29 protein-coding genes and 1 pseudogene are annotated in these 19613 nt (G+C 68.5%); 29 read left to right on the top strand and 1 reads right to left on the bottom strand.

The window, feature by feature from the left end:
• The first annotated feature begins 88 nt into the window (after window positions 1-88).
• The 29 genes from OO014_RS15130 (at window position 89) to gdhA (ending at window position 19160) form a co-directional block, all read left to right on the top strand.
• Entirely contained in the window at window positions 89-1960 is a 1872-nt protein-coding gene (locus OO014_RS15130; RefSeq protein WP_272463155.1) for a LuxR family transcriptional regulator, read from the top strand.
• Window positions 1961-2091: 131 nt separating this feature from the next.
• Window positions 2092-2379: a DUF4242 domain-containing protein gene (locus tag OO014_RS15125; protein ID WP_272463154.1), complete on the top strand. Its 288-nt coding sequence runs from the start codon at window positions 2092-2094 to the stop codon at window positions 2377-2379.
• Complete coding sequence (locus OO014_RS15120; RefSeq protein WP_272463153.1) at window positions 2376-2969, top strand: hypothetical protein; 594 nt, start codon at window positions 2376-2378, stop codon at window positions 2967-2969. Before OO014_RS15125 ends, OO014_RS15120 begins: the two co-directional genes overlap by 4 nt.
• A 425-nt stretch (window positions 2970-3394) precedes the next feature.
• Entirely contained in the window at window positions 3395-3703 is a 309-nt protein-coding gene (gene rpsJ / locus OO014_RS15115; protein WP_009775966.1) for a 30S ribosomal protein S10, read from the top strand.
• A gap of 11 nt (window positions 3704-3714) precedes the next feature.
• Entirely contained in the window at window positions 3715-4380 is a 666-nt protein-coding gene (rplC, locus tag OO014_RS15110) for a 50S ribosomal protein L3 (protein ID WP_272463152.1), read from the top strand.
• Complete coding sequence (gene rplD, locus OO014_RS15105) at window positions 4377-5015, top strand: 50S ribosomal protein L4 (protein ID WP_272463151.1); 639 nt, start codon at window positions 4377-4379, stop codon at window positions 5013-5015. Before rplC ends, rplD begins: the two co-directional genes overlap by 4 nt.
• Window positions 5012-5311 (top strand): 50S ribosomal protein L23, encoded by a 300-nt coding sequence (rplW, locus tag OO014_RS15100; RefSeq protein WP_013493568.1) that lies wholly within the window; start codon window positions 5012-5014, stop codon window positions 5309-5311. The genes rplD and rplW overlap by 4 nt, the downstream gene beginning before the upstream one ends.
• 31 nt (window positions 5312-5342) lie before the next feature.
• Window positions 5343-6179, top strand: a complete 837-nt coding sequence (gene rplB, locus OO014_RS15095; RefSeq protein ID WP_272463150.1) for a 50S ribosomal protein L2 — start codon at window positions 5343-5345, stop codon at window positions 6177-6179.
• Between the two features lie 15 nt (window positions 6180-6194).
• Window positions 6195-6476: a 30S ribosomal protein S19 gene (gene rpsS, locus OO014_RS15090; protein ID WP_026864141.1), complete on the top strand. Its 282-nt coding sequence runs from the start codon at window positions 6195-6197 to the stop codon at window positions 6474-6476.
• Window positions 6477-6511: 35 nt separating this feature from the next.
• Window positions 6512-6877: a 50S ribosomal protein L22 gene (rplV, locus tag OO014_RS15085; RefSeq protein WP_272463149.1), complete on the top strand. Its 366-nt coding sequence runs from the start codon at window positions 6512-6514 to the stop codon at window positions 6875-6877.
• Window positions 6877-7707, top strand: coding sequence for a 30S ribosomal protein S3 (rpsC, locus tag OO014_RS15080; RefSeq protein WP_272463148.1), 831 nt, complete (start codon window positions 6877-6879; stop codon window positions 7705-7707). The genes rplV and rpsC overlap by 1 nt, the downstream gene beginning before the upstream one ends.
• A 1-nt stretch (window position 7708) precedes the next feature.
• Window positions 7709-8128, top strand: a complete 420-nt coding sequence (gene rplP / locus OO014_RS15075) for a 50S ribosomal protein L16 (RefSeq protein WP_034801566.1) — start codon at window positions 7709-7711, stop codon at window positions 8126-8128.
• Complete coding sequence (gene rpmC, locus OO014_RS15070) at window positions 8128-8469, top strand: 50S ribosomal protein L29 (RefSeq protein ID WP_272463147.1); 342 nt, start codon at window positions 8128-8130, stop codon at window positions 8467-8469. The genes rplP and rpmC overlap by 1 nt, the downstream gene beginning before the upstream one ends.
• Complete coding sequence (gene rpsQ, locus OO014_RS15065; RefSeq protein WP_272463146.1) at window positions 8466-8747, top strand: 30S ribosomal protein S17; 282 nt, start codon at window positions 8466-8468, stop codon at window positions 8745-8747. The genes rpmC and rpsQ overlap by 4 nt, the downstream gene beginning before the upstream one ends.
• 158 nt (window positions 8748-8905) lie before the next feature.
• Window positions 8906-9274, top strand: a complete 369-nt coding sequence (gene rplN / locus OO014_RS15060; protein ID WP_142181405.1) for a 50S ribosomal protein L14 — start codon at window positions 8906-8908, stop codon at window positions 9272-9274.
• Between the two features lie 2 nt (window positions 9275-9276).
• On the top strand, window positions 9277-9654 hold the full coding sequence (rplX, locus tag OO014_RS15055; RefSeq protein WP_272463145.1) for a 50S ribosomal protein L24: 378 nt from the start codon (window positions 9277-9279) through the stop codon (window positions 9652-9654).
• A 2-nt stretch (window positions 9655-9656) separates the two neighbouring features.
• Window positions 9657-10229 (top strand): 50S ribosomal protein L5, encoded by a 573-nt coding sequence (rplE, locus tag OO014_RS15050; RefSeq protein WP_272463144.1) that lies wholly within the window; start codon window positions 9657-9659, stop codon window positions 10227-10229.
• A gap of 1 nt (window position 10230) precedes the next feature.
• Window positions 10231-10416 carry a type Z 30S ribosomal protein S14 gene (locus OO014_RS15045; RefSeq protein WP_013493557.1) on the top strand — a complete coding sequence of 62 codons (186 nt, stop codon included), beginning with the start codon at window positions 10231-10233 and terminating at the stop codon, window positions 10414-10416.
• Between the two features lie 130 nt (window positions 10417-10546).
• The gene (gene rpsH, locus OO014_RS15040) at window positions 10547-10945 is read left to right on the top strand and encodes a 30S ribosomal protein S8 (protein ID WP_272463143.1); all 399 of its coding nucleotides are present in this window, start codon (window positions 10547-10549) and stop codon (window positions 10943-10945) included.
• 12 nt (window positions 10946-10957) lie between these two features.
• Entirely contained in the window at window positions 10958-11494 is a 537-nt protein-coding gene (rplF, locus tag OO014_RS15035; RefSeq protein ID WP_272463142.1) for a 50S ribosomal protein L6, read from the top strand.
• Window positions 11495-11497: 3 nt separating this feature from the next.
• Complete coding sequence (gene rplR / locus OO014_RS15030; protein WP_272463141.1) at window positions 11498-11872, top strand: 50S ribosomal protein L18; 375 nt, start codon at window positions 11498-11500, stop codon at window positions 11870-11872.
• Between the two features lie 49 nt (window positions 11873-11921).
• The gene (rpsE, locus tag OO014_RS15025) at window positions 11922-12587 is read left to right on the top strand and encodes a 30S ribosomal protein S5 (protein ID WP_272463140.1); all 666 of its coding nucleotides are present in this window, start codon (window positions 11922-11924) and stop codon (window positions 12585-12587) included.
• The gene (rpmD, locus tag OO014_RS15020) at window positions 12587-12769 is read left to right on the top strand and encodes a 50S ribosomal protein L30 (protein WP_013493552.1); all 183 of its coding nucleotides are present in this window, start codon (window positions 12587-12589) and stop codon (window positions 12767-12769) included. The genes rpsE and rpmD overlap by 1 nt, the downstream gene beginning before the upstream one ends.
• 2 nt (window positions 12770-12771) lie before the next feature.
• Window positions 12772-13245: a 50S ribosomal protein L15 gene (gene rplO / locus OO014_RS15015; protein ID WP_272463139.1), complete on the top strand. Its 474-nt coding sequence runs from the start codon at window positions 12772-12774 to the stop codon at window positions 13243-13245.
• Between the two features lie 179 nt (window positions 13246-13424).
• On the top strand, window positions 13425-14747 hold the full coding sequence (gene secY / locus OO014_RS15010; protein WP_272463138.1) for a preprotein translocase subunit SecY: 1323 nt from the start codon (window positions 13425-13427) through the stop codon (window positions 14745-14747).
• A gap of 49 nt (window positions 14748-14796) precedes the next feature.
• Complete coding sequence (locus OO014_RS15005; RefSeq protein ID WP_272463137.1) at window positions 14797-15375, top strand: adenylate kinase; 579 nt, start codon at window positions 14797-14799, stop codon at window positions 15373-15375.
• Window positions 15376-15383: 8 nt separating this feature from the next.
• Complete coding sequence (gene map / locus OO014_RS15000; RefSeq protein ID WP_272463136.1) at window positions 15384-16226, top strand: type I methionyl aminopeptidase; 843 nt, start codon at window positions 15384-15386, stop codon at window positions 16224-16226.
• 45 nt (window positions 16227-16271) lie between these two features.
• Window positions 16272-17723 (top strand): serine hydrolase domain-containing protein, encoded by a 1452-nt coding sequence (locus OO014_RS14995; protein ID WP_272463135.1) that lies wholly within the window; start codon window positions 16272-16274, stop codon window positions 17721-17723.
• A 90-nt stretch (window positions 17724-17813) separates the two neighbouring features.
• Window positions 17814-19160: an NADP-specific glutamate dehydrogenase gene (gene gdhA, locus OO014_RS14990; RefSeq protein WP_420485523.1), complete on the top strand. Its 1347-nt coding sequence runs from the start codon at window positions 17814-17816 to the stop codon at window positions 19158-19160.
• A 263-nt stretch (window positions 19161-19423) separates the two neighbouring features.
• Here gdhA and OO014_RS14985 read toward each other — a convergent pair.
• Window positions 19424-19613 (bottom strand): annotated as a pseudogene (locus tag OO014_RS14985) (hypothetical protein); the annotation flags it as partial.

Here is a 19613-nt window from a genome sequence, read left to right as displayed (position 1 = left end):
CAACGCGCCGGGGTGGGCGGTCCCGCCGACCGTCGCCGACGCTGTGCTGGCCCGCGCGGCGAGGTGCTCCGAAAGAGCTCGCGCCGTCATGGCCATTGCGTGCGAGTCCCCGGGCGGACTCGAGGTGGACATTCTCGAGGACCTGCTTCCTGGCTCGGGCCCGGCCGCAGATGAGTGTGTCGCGGCCGGAATGCTCATCCCGAACGGCCACCGGCTGGCCTTCCGCCACGAGATCGCCCGGCTCGCCGTTCGCGACGCCGAGCCGCCGGCCGAGCGTCGAGAGGTGAACCGGCGCATCCTCGAAGCGCTCGTGCGCCGAGGATCGAAGGACGAGGCCCGTCTCGCCAGTCTCGCCCAAGCGGTCGGTGAGCCCGACCTCGTGCTGCATCACTGTCACGCAGCCGCGCTTGCGGCCTCGGCACGGGGGGCTCACCGCGCTGCTGCCGACCACTACGCCGGCGCCCTCGCGGTGGCCACGGACCTGCCGCCGGCGCGTCGGGCCGAGCTGTTGGAGCTGTGGGCGCGCGAACGCGGCGGGCTCGACGACGCGGGCAGCCTGGTCGCCCTCTGGGAACAGATCATCGACGAGTGGCGTGCTGCGGGCGACCGACTGCGGGAAGGTTCCGCGCGGGTCAGCCTGGCTCGCCGGGTGTGGGAGGCCGGCGACAGCGCCCGCGCCCGGGATCTGGCGCAGAAGGCAGTCACCCTGCTCGAGCGCGAACCGGCCGGGCGCGCACTGGCCTACGGGTACGCGACGCTGTCCTCACTCGCCATGCTGCGCCGAGAGGGGGACGCCGCGCTGAGATGGGGTAGGGAGGCGATCGAGCTTGCGGAACGGGTGGGCTCGCCAGAGGCGCTGGGCCTCGCGCTCAACGCAGTGGGCGCGACCAAGATCTGTTGTCAGGAGTCGCTGGCGGGCATCGACGACCTCCGACGCAGCCACGTGCTCGCCCTGCGCCTCGGCGATGACGCAGCCACCTGCTTGCCGTTGAGCAACATCGGCACCGGGCTCGGGGAGGTCCGCCACTATGACCAGGCCCGTCAGTACCTGCGTGAGGCCATCGACTTCGCCTCAGCGAGGGACCTCGACGACATCGCGGGCTATGCCACGGCCTGGCTGTCCAGGGTCTCGTTCGAGACCGGACGGTGGGCCGATGCCACGCGCCAGGTGAAGGACGCGATGCGCGTCGCGGCCACCACCCCGGTCATCCCGATCGTCGCCCTGACGGTGCTGGCGCGCGTGCGGATCCGACGTGGCGACCCCGGGCCAGCCGATGCGCTCGCACGAGCCTGGGAACTGGCGCGTCGCACCGACGACCTCCAACGAATCTGGCCAGTGGCTGCGGCACGGGCGGAAGAGGCCTGGCTGAGCGGGCGGCCCGAACAGATCGAGCAGATCGTCCTCGAGCCACTGGCGGTGGCCCGGTCCCTGGGTGTCCGGTGGGCCATCGGCGAGCTCGGACTCTGGGCCGTGCGCGCCGGCGCCGTTGCCGAGCCGGTGCCGGGCGCCGCTGAACCCTATGCACTGGCCATGGCGGGCGACTGGCGGGGAGCCGCTCACGCCTGGGAGCGCGTCGGCTGCCCCTACGAGCGTGCGGAGTGTCTGGGTGAGGGGGACGAGTCGGCCATGCGCGAGGGCCTGGCCATCCTGGAACAGCTGGGAGCCGCACCGGCCGCGGACCGCACCAGGGGGCGGATGCGAGAGCGTGGCATGTCCCGAGTCCCACCCCGGCCCCGGCGCGCGACCCGCGCGCAGCCAGCGCAGCTGACCCCCCGTCAGGCCGAGGTGCTGGAACTGCTGATGGCTGGGCTGAGCAACGGAGAGATCGCCCGGCGCCTCTTCATCTCCGAGAAGACCGTGGACCACCACGTCTCGGCCGTGTTGGGCAAGCTTGGTGCACGGTCTCGCGGGGAGGCTGCCGCCCTCGGCCGCGGGCTCCAGGAGGCGGCCGGGTCCTAGGGTCTGCAGCCAGAACATAGGGAGTTCTCCCGACGATCCCCCTCGCTCCCGGTTCCTACCGTGTCAGAACAGCCCGAACGTGGCTGGCCCCGTTCCAGCTTCGGCGGCGGAGGACACGATCAGGAGGACACATGCCCAGGTATCTCGTCCAGCGCACCTTTCCCGGTGGACTCGCCATCCCGACCAACCCGAGCGGCGCCCAGGCTTGCCTCGGTGTGGTCGACGGCAATGCTCAACATGGGGTGACGTGGGTGCACTCCTACGTCACGGACGACCGCCAGAAGACGTTCTGCATCTATGACGGCCCGAGTCCAGAGTCGATCCGGGAGGCGGCCGGCGTCACCGGGCTTCCCATCGACTCGATCACCGAGGTCCGCGTCCTCGACCCCTATTTCTACGTGACGGGAGCCGTGGGATGAGCGGCCTCCGGCGTCGGAGGGTCACGCTCTCGGCCGTCCTCGCCGGAGGACTCGCGGCGCTCGGAGCGTTCGGGGCCGCGGGCGGGGTGGCGCACGCCGCTCGTCACGACGCGCCTGGTCTCGCCGAGTCGCGGGCCGCCACGGCTCGGTACCACTCCGTCGCAGCCGCGGAACGGATCGGGTACGCCCGGCTCCCGCAGAGCGCTCCGCTCCACTGGTGCATCGACGAGGACCTCGACCTCGACGACGCCGACGGCAAGCCTGGCATGGGCGTGCACCTCGTCAACGGCGGTCTGCTGGACGGCGCCGTGGCGGCAGACCGTCCTGAGGTGCTGGTCTACGAGCCGACCCGGGACGGCGGCCTGCGCCTGGTCGCGGTCGAGTACGTGGTGTTCGCGGCCGACTGGGCCGCCACCGGGGCCGCGGGACCGCCGCGACTGTTCGGGGAGGACTTCCACCACGTCGAAGCGCCCAATCGCTACGAGCTGCCTGCCTTCTACGCCCTGCACGCTTGGGTGTGGAAGCACAATCCCGATGGGGTGTTCGCCACCCTGAATCGCAACGTCACCTGCGCCTACAGCACTGCTTGAGACGCCTTGGTGACCCCGCTGAACCGCTGTCACGGACTGCGCACCCCGCCGGGTGCGCAGTCCGTTCGCGAGCCAGGGCTCGCCACGACGCGCCACGACGCGCCATGGCGACGAGGGCATGTTGCCGCGACCACCTCGATTTGATAGAGGTTCGAGCCTCTGGCACACTTGTCAGGTTGCTTGACGCGCGTCGCTGACCCATGTCGGCGCCGCCGCCCCTCGTCACCACCTCAGGGAAGGTGACCCAGGACTCTTCGCGAGGCCGAGGGAAGCGCAAGCCACCCGGTTCGGCCGGGCAATCCACGACGAGAGTGGCACTTCGGTGCGGACTTTCACCGCGAAGCGGGCGCGACACGCCCGACCTCGGGGGTCGGATGCCAAGGGAACCGGTTCGCAAGGTACGGCGAGAGAGAGACGTAACGGAGATGGCGGGACAGAAGATCCGCATCCGCTTGAAGTCGTATGACCACGAGGTCATCGACAACTCGGCGCGCAAGATTGTCGACACGGTCACGCGTGCCGGCGCCACTGTGGTGGGCCCGGTTCCGCTGCCGACGGAGAAGAACGTCTTCGTCGTCATCCGGTCGCCGCACAAGTACAAGGACAGCCGCGAGCACTTCGAGATGCGCACCCACAAGCGCCTCATCGACATCATCGACCCGACGCCCAAGGCCGTCGACTCGCTGATGCGTCTCGACCTGCCGGCGGACGTCAACATCGAGATCAAGCTCTGAGGCGGCCACTGATGACTGTTGCAGCCACCACCTCCAACCGGACCGTCAAGGGCCTGCTCGGCAAGAAGCTCGGCATGACCCAGGTCTGGGATGCCGACAACCGGCTCGTCCCCGTGACCGTGGTCGAGGCCGGCCCCTGCGTCGTGACGCAGGTCCGCAACGGTGCGACCGACGGCTACGACGCCGTCCAGATCGCCTTCGGCGCCATCGACCCGCGCAAGGTCAACCAGCCGATGTCCGGCCACTTCGAGAAGGCCGGCGTCACGCCGCGCCGCCACCTCGTCGAGCTCCGCACCGCGGACGCCGCCGACTACGAGCTCGGCCAGGAGATCTCCGCCGAGATCTTCGAGGCCGGCCAGCGCGTCGACGCGACGGGCACGACCAAGGGCAAGGGCTTCGCGGGTGTCATGAAGCGCCACGGCTTCGCCGGCGTCTCCGCCTCGCACGGCGCCCACCGCAACCACCGCAAGCCGGGCTCCATCGGCGGCTGCGCCACGCCCGGCCGTGTCTTCCGGGGCATGCGCATGGCTGGTCGCATGGGTGGCGTCCGCCAGACGACCCAGAACCTCCAGATCCACGCCGTTGACGCCGAGAAGGGTCTGCTGCTCATCAAGGGTGCCGTTCCCGGTCCCCGTGGCGGCATCGTCCTGATCCGCACGGCTGCGAAGGGTGCATGATCCACATGGCAACCAAGACGCCGAACCTTCCTGCTGACATCTTCGATGTCCAGACCAACGTCCCGCTGATCCACCAGGTCGTGGTGGCCCAGCTCGCTGCCGCCCGTCAGGGCACGCACTCGACGAAGACGCGCGGCGAGGTCCGCGGCGGTGGGCGCAAGCCGTACCGCCAGAAGGGCACCGGCCGCGCCCGTCAGGGCTCGACCCGCGCGCCGCAGTTCGCCGGCGGTGGCGTCGTCCACGGCCCGCAGCCGCGTGACTACGCCCAGCGGACCCCGAAGAAGATGAAGGCCGCCGCCCTGCGCGGGGCCCTGTCCGACCGGGCCCGCTTCGACCGGATCCACGTGGTCGACTCCCTCGTCGAGGGTGACACCCCGTCCGCGAAGGCCGCCCTGGCGGTCCTCACCGGCCTGACCGAGCGTCCCAACCTGCTCGTTGTGCTCGAGCGCGGTGACGAGGTCAACTTCAAGTCGGTCCGCAACCTGCAGAACGTCCACGTCCTCGTGGCCGACCAGCTCAACACGTACGACGTGCTCTGCGCCGACGACATCGTCTTCACGCAGGCCGCGCTCGACGCCTTCGTCGCTGGGCCGGTCAAGGTCGACAAGGCCGCTGACAAGGAGGACTCCAAGTGAGCATCCACGCCAAGGACCCCCGCGACATCCTGATCGCACCGGTCGTCTCCGAGAAGTCGTACGGCCTCCTCGACGAGGGCAAGTACACCTTCATCGTCGACCCGCGTGCGAACAAGACCGAGATCAAGATCGCCATCGAGCAGATCTTCAACGTCAAGGTCGACAAGGTGCACACCCTGAACCGCCAGGGCAAGGCCCGTCGCACCCGTTTCGGCATCGGCAAGCGCAAGGACACCAAGCGTGCGATCGTCTCCCTCCGCGAGGGCTCGATCGACATCTTCGGTGCGGGCGCCTGAGAACGACGAAGATCCTTAAGGACTAACGAACATGGGTATCCGTAAGTACAAGCCGACCACACCGGGTCGTCGCGGCTCGTCGGTCGCCGACTTCGTCGAGATCACGCGTTCCACCCCGGAGAAGTCCCTCGTCCGTCCCCTGACGAAGACGGGTGGCCGCAACAACTCCGGCCGGATCACGACTCGCCACATCGGTGGCGGTCACAAGCGCGCCTACCGCGTCATCGACTTCCGTCGCCACGACAAGGACGGCGTGCCGGCCAAGGTCGCTCACATCGAGTACGACCCCAACCGCACCGCGCGCATCGCGCTCGTCCAGTACTCCGACGGCGAGAAGCGCTACATCCTCGCGCCGAACAAGCTCAAGCAGGGCGACCCGATCGAGAACGGCCCCACGGCCGACATCAAGCCGGGCAACTCCCTCCCGCTGCGCAACATCCCGGTCGGTACGGTCGTGCACGCGATCGAGCTGAAGCCGGGCGGCGGCGCCAAGATCGCCCGCTCCGCCGGTGCGCGCGTCCAGCTCGTCGCCAAGGACGGCCCCTACGCACAGCTGCGTATGCCGTCCGGTGAGATCCGCAACGTCGACGCGCGCTGCCGCGCGACCGTCGGCGAGGTGGGCAACGCCGAGCAGAGCAACATCAACTGGGGCAAGGCCGGCCGCATGCGGTGGAAGGGCAAGCGCCCGACCGTCCGTGGTGTCGCGATGAACCCGGTCGACCACCCGCACGGTGGTGGTGAGGGCAAGACGTCCGGTGGACGTCACCCCGTCAGCCCCTGGGGCCAGGCCGAGGGCCGCACCCGCAAGGGACACAAGGAAAGCGACAAGCTCATCGTGCGTCGCCGTCGTACTGGCAAGAAGCGCTGATAAGGAGCCTTTGGAATGCCTCGTAGCCTGAAGAAGGGCCCCTTCATCGACGACCACCTCCAGAAGAAGGTGGACGCCCAGAACGAAGCGGGCACGAAGAACGTCATCAAGACCTGGTCGCGTCGTTCGGTCATCAGCCCGGACATGCTCGGTCACACCTTCGCCGTCCACGACGGCCGCAAGCACGTCCCGGTGTTCGTCACCGAGTCGATGGTCGGCCACAAGCTCGGCGAGTTCGCTCCGACCCGGACCTTCAAGGGTCACGTGAAGGACGACAAGAAGGGTCGTCGTCGCTGATGGCCACCGCAACGGGAACAACCAAGGAATCTGTCATGGAAGCCAAGGCTTCGGCGCGGCACGTCCGTGTCAGCCCGCAGAAGGCCCGCCGTGTCGTGGACCTCATCCGCGGCAAGGCGGCCACCGACGCCGTCACGACGCTGACCTTCGCGCCCCAGGCTGCCTCCGAGCCGGTCAAGAAGGTGCTCGAGAGCGCCATCGCCAACGCCCGGTTCAAGGCCGACCGTGAGTCCGTCGCCTTCGACGAGCGCGAGCTCGTCGTCAGCGCCGCGTTCGTGGACGAGGGCCCGACCATGAAGCGCTTCCGCCCGCGGGCCCAGGGCCGCGCCGGTCGCATCAACAAGCGCACGAGCCACATCACCGTGGTCGTGTCCCAGCTCGAGAAGAAGGGAGCCCGCTGATGGGTCAGAAGGTCAACCCCCATGGCTTCCGTCTGGGCATCACCACCGACCACAAGAGCCGCTGGTTCGCCGACTCGACCAAGACGGGTCAGCGCTACCGCGACTACGTGAAGGAAGATGTCTCGATCCGTCGCCTGATGGAGAAGGGCATGGAGCGCGCCGGCATCGCCAAGGTCGAGATCGAGCGCACCCGTGACCGCGTCCGCGTCGACATCCACACCGCGCGTCCGGGCATCGTCATCGGCCGCCGCGGCGCCGAGGCCGACCGCATCCGCGGGGAGCTCGAGAAGCTCACCGGCAAGCAGGTCCAGCTCAACATCCTCGAGGTCAAGAACCCCGAGATCGACTCGCAGCTGGTCGCCCAGGGCATCGCCGAGCAGCTCTCCGCGCGGGTGTCCTTCCGTCGCGCGATGCGCAAGGGCATGCAGTCCGCGCAGCGCGCCGGTGCCAAGGGCATCCGGGTCCAGGTCTCCGGCCGCCTCAACGGCGCCGAGATGAGCCGGACCGAGTTCTACCGCGAGGGTCGCGTCCCGCTGCACACGCTGCGTGCGCAGATCGACTACGGCTTCTACGAGGCCCGCACGACCTTCGGGCGCATCGGCGTCAAGGTGTGGATCTACAAGGGTGACGTGACGGCCAAGGAGCTCGCGGCCCAGCAGGCCGCGGCCCCGCGTCCGTCGCGTGGCCCGCGTCGGGACGGCGACGGCCGCCCGAGCCGCGCCCGTCGTGGTGACCGCAACGAGGGCGGCGCTCCGCGCGAGTCTGCCCCTGAGTCCACGGTGACCGCCGAGGCCCCCGCCCCGGCCGCCACCGAGAATGAGCAGGCCTGACATGTTGATTCCCCGTCGAGTCAAGCACCGCAAGCAGCACCACCCGGACCGCCACGGTGCGGCCAAGGGTGGCACGAAGATCGCGTTCGGCGAGTACGGCATCCAGGCTCTCGAGCCGGCCTACGTGACGAACCGTCAGATCGAGTCCGCTCGTATCGCGATGACCCGCTACATCAAGCGTGGCGGAAAGGTGTGGATCAACATCTACCCCGACCGTCCGCTGACCAAGAAGCCCGCCGAGACCCGCATGGGTTCCGGTAAGGGTTCGCCGGAGTGGTGGATCGCCAACGTCAAGCCGGGCCGCGTCATGTTCGAGCTGTCGGGCGTGTCCGAGCCGGTGGCGCGCGAGGCGATGCGTCTCGCGATGCACAAGCTCCCCATGAAGTGCCGCTTCGTTCAGCGTGAGGGTGGTGACATCTGATGGCAGTTGGTACCAAGGACCTGGCTCCCGAGCAGCTGCGTGGTCTCGACGACGCACGTCTCGTCGACGAGCTGAAGAAGGCCAAGGAGGAGCTGTTCAACCTCCGGTTCCAGTCCGCCACCGGGCAGCTGGACAACCACGGCCGACTGCGCGCCGTGAAGAAGGACATCGCGCGGATCTACACCGAGATGCGTGAGCGTGAGCTCGGCATCGGCTCGGCCCCCGCCGCGCCCAAGGCCGACACGTCCGCCGCGGACGAGAAGGCCGAGAAGGCCGCGAAGAAGGCCGAGAAGAAGTCGGCCAAGAAGGCTGAGGCGGCTGACGAGGAGGCCCAGGCATGAGCGAGCAGACCCCCGAGAAGACCAGCGAGCGCAACTACCGCAAGACCCGTCAGGGTTACGTGGTGAGCGACAAGATGGACAAGACCGTCGTGGTCGAGGTCGAGGACCGTGTCAAGCACGCCCTCTACTCCAAGGTCATCCGCCGCTCCAGCAAGGTCAAGGCGCACGACGAGAAGAACGAGGCCGGCATCGGCGACCGCGTGCTGATCATGGAGACGCGTCCGCTCTCCGCGACCAAGCACTGGCGCGTCGTCGAGATCCTCGAGAAGGCCAAGTGATCTCAGCGGCATACGGCGAAAGCCTTTTCCGTATGCCGCTGGGCCTGGTCCCACACAGAACGTTTCCATTTGGTTCGGCAAGGCTTCCGGCGAAAGAGATCCCGCAGAGCGCGGATGTCTTTCGCCGGGAGAACCAGCACGACGACAGGAGTTAGACAGTGATTCAGCAGGAGTCGCGACTGCGCGTCGCCGACAACACCGGTGCCAAGGAGCTCCTTTGCATCCGTGTTCTCGGTGGTTCGGGCCGTCGATACGCCGGCATCGGCGACACGATCGTCGCCACCGTGAAGGACGCCATCCCCGGCGGCAACGTCAAGAAGGGTGACGTCGTCAAGGCGGTCATCGTCCGCACGGTCAAGGAGCGTCGTCGTGCCGACGGTTCCTACATCAAGTTCGACGAGAACGCCGCGGTGATTCTCAAGGCGGACGGTGACCCGCGCGGAACCCGAATCTTCGGCCCGGTCGGCCGCGAGCTGCGCGAGAAGAAGTTCATGAAGATCATCTCGCTCGCGCCGGAGGTGCTGTGAACATGGCTGCGAACAAGGCCAAGATGAAGATCAAGAAGGGTGACCTCGTCCAGGTCATCTCCGGCCGCAGCCAGAAGAACGGCGGCGACCGGGGCAAGCAGGGCAAGGTCATCGCGGTCTACCCGGAGACCCAGCGCGTGCTGGTCGAGGGCATCAACCGCGTCACCAAGCACATCAAGGCCGGCGCCACCGCACGTGGCACCCGGACCGGTGGCCTGACCCACACCGAGGCTGCGATCCACGTGAGCAACGTGGCCGTCGTGGACCCCGAGACGAAGAAGCCGACGCGCGTCAAGACGCGGGTCGAGACCGTCGAGCGCAATGGTCGCCAGAAGGCGACCCGCGTCCGTGTCGCGGTCAAGTCGGACAAGGACCTCTGAGCATGTCTGAGAACACCATGACCACCACTGCCTCGCCGCGCCTCAAGCAGCGCTACCAGGACGAGATCAAGTCCGCGCTGCTCGAGCAGTTCGGCTACGACAACGTCATGCAGGTGCCCGGCGTCGTCAAGGTCGTCGTCAACATGGGCGTCGGCGACGCCGCCAAGGACAGCAAGCTCATCGAGGGTGCAGTCCGCGACCTGACGAACATCACCGGTCAGAAGCCGGTCGTCACCAAGGCCCGCAAGTCGATCGCCCAGTTCAAGCTCCGCGAGGGCATGCCGATCGGTGCGCACACCACGCTGCGCGGCGACCGCATGTGGGAGTTCCTCGACCGTCTCGTGACGATCGCCCTCCCGCGTATCCGCGACTTCCGCGGCCTCTCGCCGAAGCAGTTCGACGGCCGCGGCAACTACACGTTCGGTCTGACCGAGCAGTCGATGTTCCACGAGATCGACCAGGACAAGATCGACCGGGTCCGGGGCATGGACATCACCGTGGTCACCACGGCGACCAACGATGACGAGGGTCGCGCGCTGCTCAAGGCGCTCGGCTTCCCCTTCAAGGAGAACTGACATGGCCAAGACCGCGCTGATCAACAAGGCGAACCGGAAGCCGAAGTTCAAGGTCCGCGCGTACACCCGCTGCCAGAAGTGCGGTCGCCCGCACTCGGTGTACCGCAAGTTCGGCCTCTGCCGCATCTGCCTTCGCGAGATGGCTCACGCGGGCGAGCTGCCGGGCGTGACCAAGAGCTCCTGGTGACCCTCGGGTCACCCACCCGGGAAACCAACCCAAGACCAAACACCTCTGACACCGTAGGTCGGCTCGGCGGCACTGCCGCGAGGTACGAGAGCCGAGTCGAAACCCCGGTGAGGAAGGGCGGAGAGCCCACATGACCATGACTGACCCGATTGCGGACATGCTGACCCGTGTGCGGAACGCCAACTCGGCGCACCACGACACGGTCTCCATGCCGTACTCGAAGCTGAAGAAGAACATCGCAGAGATCCTCGAGGCCGAGGGCTACATCGCCGGCTGGAAGGTCGAGGAGGCCGAGGTCGGCCAGACGCTGACCGTCGACCTCAAGTACGGCCCCAACCGCGAGCGCTCCATCGCCGGGGTCCGGCGCGTGAGCAAGCCGGGTCTGCGCGTCTACGCCAAGTCGACGAACCTGCCCAAGGTTCTCGGTGGCCTCGGCGTCGCGATCCTGTCGACGTCGAGCGGGCTGCTGACCGACAAGCAGGCACACGAGAAGGGCGTGGGTGGGGAAGTCCTCGCCTACGTCTGGTAAGGAAGCACTGACATGTCGCGAATCGGACGACTCCCTGTCACCGTGCCCGCCGGTGTCGACGTGACCCTCAACGGTCAGGACGTCACGGTCAAGGGCCCGAAGGGTGAGCTCTCGCTCACCGTCCCGGCACCGATCACCGTCGAGCAGACGGACGGCGCCATCGAGGTCAAGCGCCCCAACGACGAGCGCGAGTCCCGCTCGCTGCACGGCCTGACGCGCTCGCTCCTCAACAACATGGTTCTCGGTGTCACCGAGGGCTACGAGAAGAAGATGGAGATCCACGGCACGGGTTACCGCGTCGCGGCGAAGGGCTCGGACCTCGAGTTCTCCCTCGGCTACTCGCACTCGATCCTCGTCAAGGCCGAGGACGGGATCAGCTTCGCCGTCGAGAACCCGACGCGCTTCTCGGTGCAGGGCATCGACAAGCAGCGCGTGGGCGAGGTCGCCGCGAACATCCGCAAGCTGCGCAAGCCCGACCCCTACAAGGGCAAGGGCGTTCGCTACGCGGGCGAGCAGATCCGTCGCAAGGTTGGAAAGGCCGGTAAGTAAGCCATGGCAATGATCATCAAGCGCGGCAAGTCCAAGGCTGCCGCTCGCATCCGCCGCCAGGTGCGCGGTCGCAAGAAGATCGCCGGCACCCCGGCCCGTCCCCGCCTCGTGGTCTCGCGCTCGAGCCGGCACATGTTCGTCCAGGTCGTCGACGACACGATCGGCAAGACGGTCGCGTCCGCCTCGACGATGGAGGCCGACCTGCGCTCGTTCGAGGGTGACAAGACCGCCAAGGCCAAGAAGGTCGGCGAGCTCGTCGCGGCCCGCGCCAAGAGCGCCGGCGTCGAGGCCGTGGTCTTCGACCGCGGCGGCAACAAGTACCACGGTCGCGTCGCGGCCATCGCCGAGGGCGCCCGCGAAGGTGGGCTGTCCCTGTGAGTGACATCGCGAGCAAGCACGTGACCGCTATCGAGATGAGGAACATCTGATGCCCGGACAGCAGCGTCGAGGCACCGGCCCCGCCGGTGGCGGCGAGCGCGGCGAGCGCGGCGAGCGTCAGGACCGCCGCGGCGGTCGTGACAACCGCGACAGCCGTGACGCCGAGAAGAGCCAGTACGTCGAGCGCGTGGTGACGATCAACCGCGTCGCCAAGGTCGTCAAGGGTGGTCGTCGCTTCAGCTTCACCGCTCTCGTCGTCGTCGGTGACGGTGACGGCACCGTGGGCGTCGGCTACGGCAAGGCCAAGGAGGTCCCCGCGGCCATCGCCAAGGGTGTCGAGGAGGCGAAGAAGGGCTTCTTCAAGGTCCCGCGCATCCAGGGCACCATCCCGCACCCCGTCCAGGGTGAGGCGGCCGCTGGTGTCGTCATGCTCCGCCCCGCCGCTCCCGGTACCGGTGTCATCGCCGGTGGTCCGGTGCGTGCGGTCCTGGAGTGCGCCGGCATCCACGACGTCCTCTCCAAGTCGCTGGGCTCCGACAACGCCATCAACATCGTGCACGCGACGGCTCAGGCCCTGCGTGAGCTCGAGCGCCCCGAGGCCGTTGCCGCACGTCGTGGCAAGTCCCTCGAGGAGGTGGCCCCGGCCGCCATGCTCCGGGCCCGCGCGGCCGGTCTCGCGGAGGCCAAGGCCGCCGCGGACAAGGCTGGTGCATGATGGCACGGCTCAAGGTGACCCAGATCCGGTCCGAGATCGGTGGCAAGCAGAACCAGCGTGACACGCTGCGCAGCCTCGGTCTGAAGCGCATCGGCGACATCGTCGTCAAGGAGGACCGTCCCGAGATCCGCGGGATGGTCAAGACGGTGACGCACCTCGTCACCGTCGAGGAGGTTGACTGACCATGGCCACCAAGAAGCAGGGCGAGTCCGCCCTCAAGGTGCACCACCTGCGGCCGGCTCCCGGCGCCAAGACCGCCAAGACCCGCGTGGGTCGTGGCGAGGGCTCCAAGGGAAAGACCGCGGGTCGTGGCACGAAGGGCACGAAGGCCCGCTACCAGGTTCCGGAGCGCTTCGAGGGCGGCTCGATGCCGCTGCACATGCGCCTCCCGAAGCTGCGTGGCTTCAAGAACCCGTTCCGCACCGAGTACCAGGTCGTGAACCTGGACCGTCTGCAGGCCCTCTTCCCGGAGGGTGGGCAGGTCTCGGTCGCCGACCTCGTGGCCAAGGGTGCCGTCCGCGACGGCCGCCCGGTCAAGGTGCTCGGCACGGGTGACATCTCGGTGAAGGTCGAGGTGGAGGTCCACAAGTTCTCGGCGTCCGCCAAGGAGAAGATCGAGGCCGCCGGCGGCTCGGTCAAGGCTCTGGCCGACAACTGAGCGGTCCGCGTGACCACCCCACACATCGTGTGAACCCAGCGCCCCGGGCGCCTGATCCGCGGTCGATGTGATGTCGACCATCGGGGAGGGTGTCCGGGGCGCTGGGCCTTTGCGTTAACCTTCCACGGATTGCTTGACTTCAGCCGACCCCACCGGGTCGGGCTCCTCAGGAGGACCCTGTGCTCGCCGCCTTCGTTCGCGCGTTCCGTACCCCGGACCTGCGCAACAAGCTGCTCTTCACCCTCAGCATCATCGTGCTGTTCCGCCTCGGCTCCCACCTGCCGACGCCCGGCGTGAGCTACCCGCTGGTGCAGAACTGTCTCGAGTCGCGCGACGCTTCCGGTGACGCGACGCAGGGGTTCCTCAACCTCGCGAACCTCTTCAGCGGCGGTGCGCTGCTGCAGCTGTCCGTCTTCGCGCTCGGCATCATGCCGTACATCACGGCGAGCATCATCGTGCAGCTGCTGACGGTGGTCATCCCGCGCTTCGAGGAGCTGAAGAAGGAGGGGCAGGCCGGCACGGCGAAGATGACGCAGTACACGCGTTACCTCACGATCGGGCTCGCGATCCTCCAGTCGGCGACCCTCGTCACGTTTGCCCGGAACCCCTCCAGCCTCTTCGGCCCGTCGTGCACGAACATCCTGGTCGACTCGTCCTTCGTCACGATCCTCATCATGGTGCTCACCATGACGGCCGGCACCGGACTGATCATGTGGCTCGGCGAGCTCATCACCGACCGCGGTGTCGGCAACGGCATGTCGCTCCTGATCTTCCTCTCGATCGCCTCGTCCTTCCCGGGCGCCCTCTGGACCATCAAGGACAACCAGGGCTGGGGCACCTTCCTCGGCGTCATCTTCCTCGGGCTGTTCGTCATCGCGGCGGTCGTCTTCGTCGAGCAGTCGCAGCGGCGTATCCCGGTGCAGTACGCCAAGCGGATGGTTGGTCGCCGGATGTACGGCGGGACCTCGACGTACATCCCGCTCAAGGTCAACATGGCCAACGTCATCCCGGTCATCTTCGCCGCGTCCCTGATGGCGCTGCCGGGACTGATCGCCCAGTTCAACACCGACCCGACTCAGACGCCGCCGGCCTGGGTCCAGTGGGTCCAGAACAACCTGGTCAGCGGCGACACCGCGGCCTACGCGATCATCTACACGGCGCTCATCATCTTCTTCACGTTCTTCTACGTGTCGATCACGTTCAACCCCACCGAGGTCGCCGACAACATGAAGAAGTACGGCGGCTTCATCCCGGGTATCCGTGCCGGGCGACCCACGGCTGAGTACCTGAACTACGTCATCACCCGAATCACCGTGCCGGGTGCCCTCTACCTAGCGATCGTCTCGCTCATCCCGCTCGTCGCGATCGCCGCGATCGGTGCGGACCAGAACTTCCCCTTCGGTGGTACCTCGATCCTGATCATCGTCGGTGTCGGCCTGGAGACGGTCAAGCAGATCGAGGCGCAGCTGCAGCAGCGCCACTACGAAGGGTTCCTCCGTTGATCTCAACCCGCTCGTCCCGCCCCGCTGCTTCCGTCGAGGAGGCGCCCGCATGCGACTGATCATCCTTGGTCCTCCCGGTGCCGGTAAGGGCACGCAGGCCGCCCGGATCGCCGAGCGGCTGTCGATCCCGGCCATCTCGACCGGGGACATCTTCCGGACCAACATCAAGGAGCAGACCGAGCTCGGCCGCAAGGTCGAGGCGATCCTCGCCTCCGGTGGTTACGTCCCCGACGAGGTCACCAACGAGATCGTCGAGGACCGGCTGTCGTGGCCGGACGCGAGCAACGGTTTCCTGCTCGACGGCTACCCGCGCACGGCCGGTCAGGTCGACGCGCTCGACGGCATGCTCGGCCGCCACGGCCACCGCCTCGACGCGGTCCTCGAGCTGACCGTCGACGAGGACGCCGTCGTCGAGCGGCTGCTCAAGCGCGCCGAGATCGAGGGGCGGGCCGACGACACCGAGGACGTCATCCGCGAGCGGCAGGCGATCTACCGACGCGAGACCGCGCCCCTGGCCGAGCACTATGCCGACGCGGGCCTGCTCGTGCAGGTCGACGGCATGGGCGACGTGGACGAGGTCACCGACCGCATCATCACCGCCCTGCCCACCCCGCACACCGAGGACTGAGCGAGTCAGTGTTCGGTCGTCGCAAGCTCCAGGGTCGCACCGACGAGCAGCTCCTCCTCATGCGTGAGGCGGGGCTGCTCGTCGGGCGCACCCTCGAGATGCTCCAGCAGCACATCGCCCCCGGGGTCACCACGCTCGAGCTCGACCGGCTGGCCGAGGAGTTCATCCGCAGCCACGGTGGCATCCCGAACTTCCAGCTCGTCCCGGGCTACTCGCACACGCTGTGCACGAGCGTCAACGACGAGGTGGTCCACGGGATCCCGGGTGGGCGCGTGCTCGAGGTGGGCGACCTCATCTCGGTCGACTGCGGCGCCGAGGTCAAGGGCTGGAACGGCGACGCCGCGATCTCCGTCATCGTCGGCGGGCCGGAAGCCGCCCGGCCGGAGGACCTGGCCCTCGTCGCAGCCACGGAGGCGAGCCTCTATGCCGGCATCGCCGCGATGCACGTCGGCGGGCGGCTCTACGCCGTTGGTGACGCCGTCGAGGCGAGCATCGAGGCAGCAGCCGAGCGGGACGGCCAAACCTACGGGATCGTCGACGAGTACGTCGGGCACGGCATCGGCACGCAGATGCACATGGACCCGCAGATCCCCAACTACGCGGTCGCCGAGACCGGACCCAAGCTGCCGGCCGGCTTCACCGGCGCGATCGAGCCGATGGTCACCCTCGGCGGGTCGTCCACCAAGGTGCTGGCCGACGACTGGACCGTCGTCACCGCGGACGGCACGCGTGCGTCCCACTGGGAGCACTCCGTCGCCGTGCGGCCCGAAGGGCTGTGGATCCTCACCGCCATCGACGGTGGCCAGGCGGCGCTGGAAGCCAGCGGAGCGGCATACGCCCCGCTCGTCTGACCCAGCCGCCGCGCGAGCCCGGGTGGCTGGCGTACTGTCGACCGGGTGACCCTGCCCCGCAGCACCCCCTGCGCCGAGGGCGTCGATGCCCAAGGCATCCTCGACTTCCTCGATGTCCTGGAGCGCCAGGGCATCGAGCTGCACAGCCTGATGCTGGCTCGGCACGGGCGCGTCGTCGCGGAGGGGTGGTGGGCGCCGTATGCCGCTGGGCGGGCTCATCTGGTCTACTCCGTCTCGAAGTCGCTGACGTCCACCGCCGTTGGTTTCCTCGTGCAGGAGGGTGCCCTCACGCTGGACGACCCGGTCCCCTCGCACCTCGCCCCGGCCGCGGCTGAGGGACTGCACCCGAACTGGACCCGAGTCACGCTGCGCCACTGCCTGACGATGACGGTCGGGCACGAGGTGGATGCGTGGGACCCGGCGTTCCGGGGTCTCGGCCCGGACGTGCGAGAGCCGGGCACGGACTGGCTGCCGGTCGTCCTGGCGACGACGCCCGAGCATGAGCCCGGCACGACCTTCACCTACAACCAGGTGGCCACCTACCTGCTCTCCCGAGTGATCCACGCCGCGACGGGCTCGGGGGTCGTCGAGGTCCTGCGGCCCCGGCTCCTGGAGCCCCTCGGGATCCCGGAGCTGCCTTGGCAGCGCGACCCGCTGGGTCATGAGCTCGGTTTCACCGGCGCCCACCTGACGAGCGAGGCACTGCTGTCCTTCGCCCAGCTGTGCCTCGACCGGGGTCAGTGGGAGGGGCGCCGGCTGCTGGCCCCCGAGTGGTTCGACGAGGCGAGCGCCCCCTTCGGACCGCGCTACCGGGAGCCGTCCGCCAACGCGGACTCCGTGCTCGGCTACGGCTACTCCTTCTGGAGGTCGCGGCACGGCTACCGCGCCGACGGTGCCTTCGGGCAGTTCGGGCTGGTCCTGCCCGAGCAGGACGCCGCGGTGGCGATCACGGCCGAGGTGGGCCCGAACCAGGAGGTTCTCGACGCCTTCTGGGCGACCGCCTTCCCGGCCATCGGTCGGCCGGGATCGGCGGAGGCGGATGCCCGCCTGGTCGAGCGGCTCCGGCAGCTGGCGCTCCCGGTGCCGCTCGCCGGTGGAAGCAGGCCCGGACCGGAGACGGCGACCTTCCGGCGGAGCTCGGTGCGCGGCGACACGGCGCTGCCCCCTGCCTACACCGGCCTGGCAGTTCGTCGCGACGGCTCGGACCACATCCTCGTCCTGGAGCGGGGGAGCGACTGGCTCGAGGTTCCGGTCGGGACCGGCGACTGGCGTGAGTCGGTCCTGGCGCACGAGGGTTGGCTGGTGCCCGTCGTGGCTCGTGGCGGGTGGGCGAGTCCGGACCGCTTCGAGGCCGAGGTGGTCGTCATCGAGTCGCCCCATCGGGTCGTCGTCAAGGCAGGGCTCGCCACCGGCACGGCAACCCTGGACTGGGTCAGGTCACCGCTCGCGGGACCCGATCCGTTCGATCTGGCCGTTCGCGCCACGTCCATGGGCTGAGACCTTCCGTTCATCATTCGGACGTCCGAGAAGCGTGCGCCCTGCAGCGAGACAATCCCCGAGGGACAGACGCAGACACGAGGAGAGCCGATGAGCACGCTGGACACCCACCTGCAGGACATCTACGACGTCGTGCTGCGGCGCAACCCGGGGGAGTCCGAGTTCCACCAAGCGGTGCTCGAGGTCTTCGAGTCCCTGGCGCCGGTCGTCCGCAAGCACCCGGAGTTCGCCGAGTCCAAGGTGCTCGAGCGGCTGTGCGAGCCGGAGCGCCAGATCATCTTCCGCGTGCCGTGGGTCAACGACGCTGGCGAGATCGAGATCAACCGCGGCTTCCGGGTGGAGTTCAGCTCGATCCTCGGCCCCTACAAGGGGGGCCTGCGCTTCCACCCCAGCGTCAACCTCGGCATCATCAAGTTCCTCGGCTTCGAGCAGATCTTCAAGAACGCCCTGACCGGCATGCCGATCGGCGGTGGCAAGGGTGGCAGCGACTTCGACCCCAAGGGCCGCAGCGACCGCGAGATCATGGCCTTCTGTCAGTCCTTCATGACCGAGCTCTACCGCCACATCGGGGAGTACACCGACGTCCCCGCGGGTGACATCGGCGTCGGCGGCCGCGAGATCGGTTATCTCTTCGGGCAGTACAAGCGCATCACCAACCGCTACGAGTCGGGCGTGCTCACGGGCAAGGGCCTCGGCTGGGGCGGCTCCCTCGTGCGCAAGGAGGCGACCGGCTACGGCACCGTCTTCTTCGCCGACGAGATGCTGCGCTCGCGCGGCGACTCCTTCGACGGCAAGCGCGTCGTCGTCTCCGGCTCCGGCAACGTCGCGATCTACGCCGTCGAGAAGGCCCAGCAGCTCGGCGCCCGCGTCGTCGCGTGCTCCGACTCCGGTGGCTACATCGTCGACGAGGCGGGGATCGACCTCGAGCTGCTCAAGGAGCTCAAGGAGGTGCACCGCGAGCGGATCAGCACCTATGTGGAGCGGCGTCCCTCGGCGACGTACGTTGCCGACGGCAGCATCTGGGACGTCGAGTGCGACATCGCCCTGCCGTGCGCGACCCAGAACGAGCTCGACGAGGACGCGGCGGTCACGCTCGTGAAGAACGGTGTCCGGGTCGTCGCGGAGGGCGCCAACATGCCGAGCACCCCGTCGGCGACGCGGGTCTTCAGCGACGCCGAGATCCTCTTCGCGCCGGGCAAGGCCGCCAACGCAGGTGGCGTGGCCACCTCGGCCCTCGAGATGCAGCAGAACGCCTCCCGGGACTCGTGGACCCACGAGTACACCGAGGAGCGGCTCGCGGGGATCATGCGCGGCATCCACGAGCGCTGCGCTGCCTCGGCCGACGAGTACGGCGCACCGGGCAACTACGTCGTCGGGGCCAACACCTCGTCCTTCGTCCAGCTCGCGGAGGCGGTCCTGGCGCTCGGCGTCATCTGACCCGACCCGGACCGGCCCCGCGGGGTCGAGACATCTCTTTCAGAGATCGCACGGGTCGCGCGAGAGGGTGTCCTTCCTGTGTGCCGGGGTGGCTCATGGCGACCGAGGGATACTTCGCGGCTGGCATGGCCGAGTCGATGCTCCTGCCCGCTGCCGTCCCCTTCTTCGAACGCCCGAGGCGCCAGTCCGCCTGAGCCCCAGCCACGCCCAGTGGTGCCGTATGCCGCTGAGCCGGCTCAGCGGCATACGGGTGGGTTGGGCTCCTACCGACCGAGCAGACCCGCGTGGCCGGCCAGGTGGACGACGAGGCGGTCCGCGACGGCGCGGGCGTTGCGCTGGAGGACCGGGAGCGGGACGCGCGGGAGGTTCTCCTCCCAGTCGATGAGGGGGGAGCCCCGGAACTGGAGCATCACCGACCGCCACGACGAGACGCCCCGCAACACGCCCGGCGCC

This window comes from Intrasporangium calvum (genome assembly GCF_028446585.1).
In the GTDB taxonomy this organism is placed as follows: domain Bacteria; phylum Actinomycetota; class Actinomycetes; order Actinomycetales; family Dermatophilaceae; genus Intrasporangium; species Intrasporangium calvum_A.
This window is presented reverse-complemented; position numbering and strand designations above follow the sequence as displayed.

Bases quoted from the DNA above. Each gene is read 5' to 3' on its own strand.
- rplF (WP_272463142.1), top strand. From the start codon at position 10,958: ATGTCGCGAATCGGACGACTCCCTGTCACCGTGCCCGCCGGTGTCGAC.
- rplO (WP_272463139.1), top strand. From the start codon at position 12,772: ATGGCCACCAAGAAGCAGGGCGAGTCCGCCCTCAAGGTGCACCACCTG.
- rplX (WP_272463145.1), top strand. From the start codon at position 9,277: ATGGCTGCGAACAAGGCCAAGATGAAGATCAAGAAGGGTGACCTCGTC.
- OO014_RS15125 (WP_272463154.1), top strand. From the start codon at position 2,092: ATGCCCAGGTATCTCGTCCAGCGCACCTTTCCCGGTGGACTCGCCATC.
- rpsS (WP_026864141.1), top strand. From the start codon at position 6,195: ATGCCTCGTAGCCTGAAGAAGGGCCCCTTCATCGACGACCACCTCCAG.
- gdhA (WP_420485523.1), top strand. From the start codon at position 17,814: ATGAGCACGCTGGACACCCACCTGCAGGACATCTACGACGTCGTGCTG.
- rpsJ (WP_009775966.1), top strand. From the start codon at position 3,395: ATGGCGGGACAGAAGATCCGCATCCGCTTGAAGTCGTATGACCACGAG.
- rpsQ (WP_272463146.1), top strand. From the start codon at position 8,466: ATGAGCGAGCAGACCCCCGAGAAGACCAGCGAGCGCAACTACCGCAAG.
- rpsC (WP_272463148.1), top strand. From the start codon at position 6,877: ATGGGTCAGAAGGTCAACCCCCATGGCTTCCGTCTGGGCATCACCACC.
- rpmC (WP_272463147.1), top strand. From the start codon at position 8,128: ATGGCAGTTGGTACCAAGGACCTGGCTCCCGAGCAGCTGCGTGGTCTC.
- rplC (WP_272463152.1), top strand. From the start codon at position 3,715: ATGACTGTTGCAGCCACCACCTCCAACCGGACCGTCAAGGGCCTGCTC.
- rplV (WP_272463149.1), top strand. From the start codon at position 6,512: ATGGAAGCCAAGGCTTCGGCGCGGCACGTCCGTGTCAGCCCGCAGAAG.
- OO014_RS15120 (WP_272463153.1), top strand. From the start codon at position 2,376: ATGAGCGGCCTCCGGCGTCGGAGGGTCACGCTCTCGGCCGTCCTCGCC.
- OO014_RS15045 (WP_013493557.1), top strand. From the start codon at position 10,231: ATGGCCAAGACCGCGCTGATCAACAAGGCGAACCGGAAGCCGAAGTTC.
- rplE (WP_272463144.1), top strand. From the start codon at position 9,657: ATGTCTGAGAACACCATGACCACCACTGCCTCGCCGCGCCTCAAGCAG.
- OO014_RS15005 (WP_272463137.1), top strand. From the start codon at position 14,797: ATGCGACTGATCATCCTTGGTCCTCCCGGTGCCGGTAAGGGCACGCAG.
- rplD (WP_272463151.1), top strand. From the start codon at position 4,377: ATGATCCACATGGCAACCAAGACGCCGAACCTTCCTGCTGACATCTTC.
- rpsH (WP_272463143.1), top strand. From the start codon at position 10,547: ATGACCATGACTGACCCGATTGCGGACATGCTGACCCGTGTGCGGAAC.
- rplB (WP_272463150.1), top strand. From the start codon at position 5,343: ATGGGTATCCGTAAGTACAAGCCGACCACACCGGGTCGTCGCGGCTCG.
- rpsE (WP_272463140.1), top strand. From the start codon at position 11,922: ATGCCCGGACAGCAGCGTCGAGGCACCGGCCCCGCCGGTGGCGGCGAG.
- rpmD (WP_013493552.1), top strand. From the start codon at position 12,587: ATGGCACGGCTCAAGGTGACCCAGATCCGGTCCGAGATCGGTGGCAAG.
- rplP (WP_034801566.1), top strand. From the start codon at position 7,709: ATGTTGATTCCCCGTCGAGTCAAGCACCGCAAGCAGCACCACCCGGAC.
- rplR (WP_272463141.1), top strand. From the start codon at position 11,498: ATGGCAATGATCATCAAGCGCGGCAAGTCCAAGGCTGCCGCTCGCATC.
- OO014_RS15130 (WP_272463155.1), top strand. From the start codon at position 89: ATGGCCATTGCGTGCGAGTCCCCGGGCGGACTCGAGGTGGACATTCTC.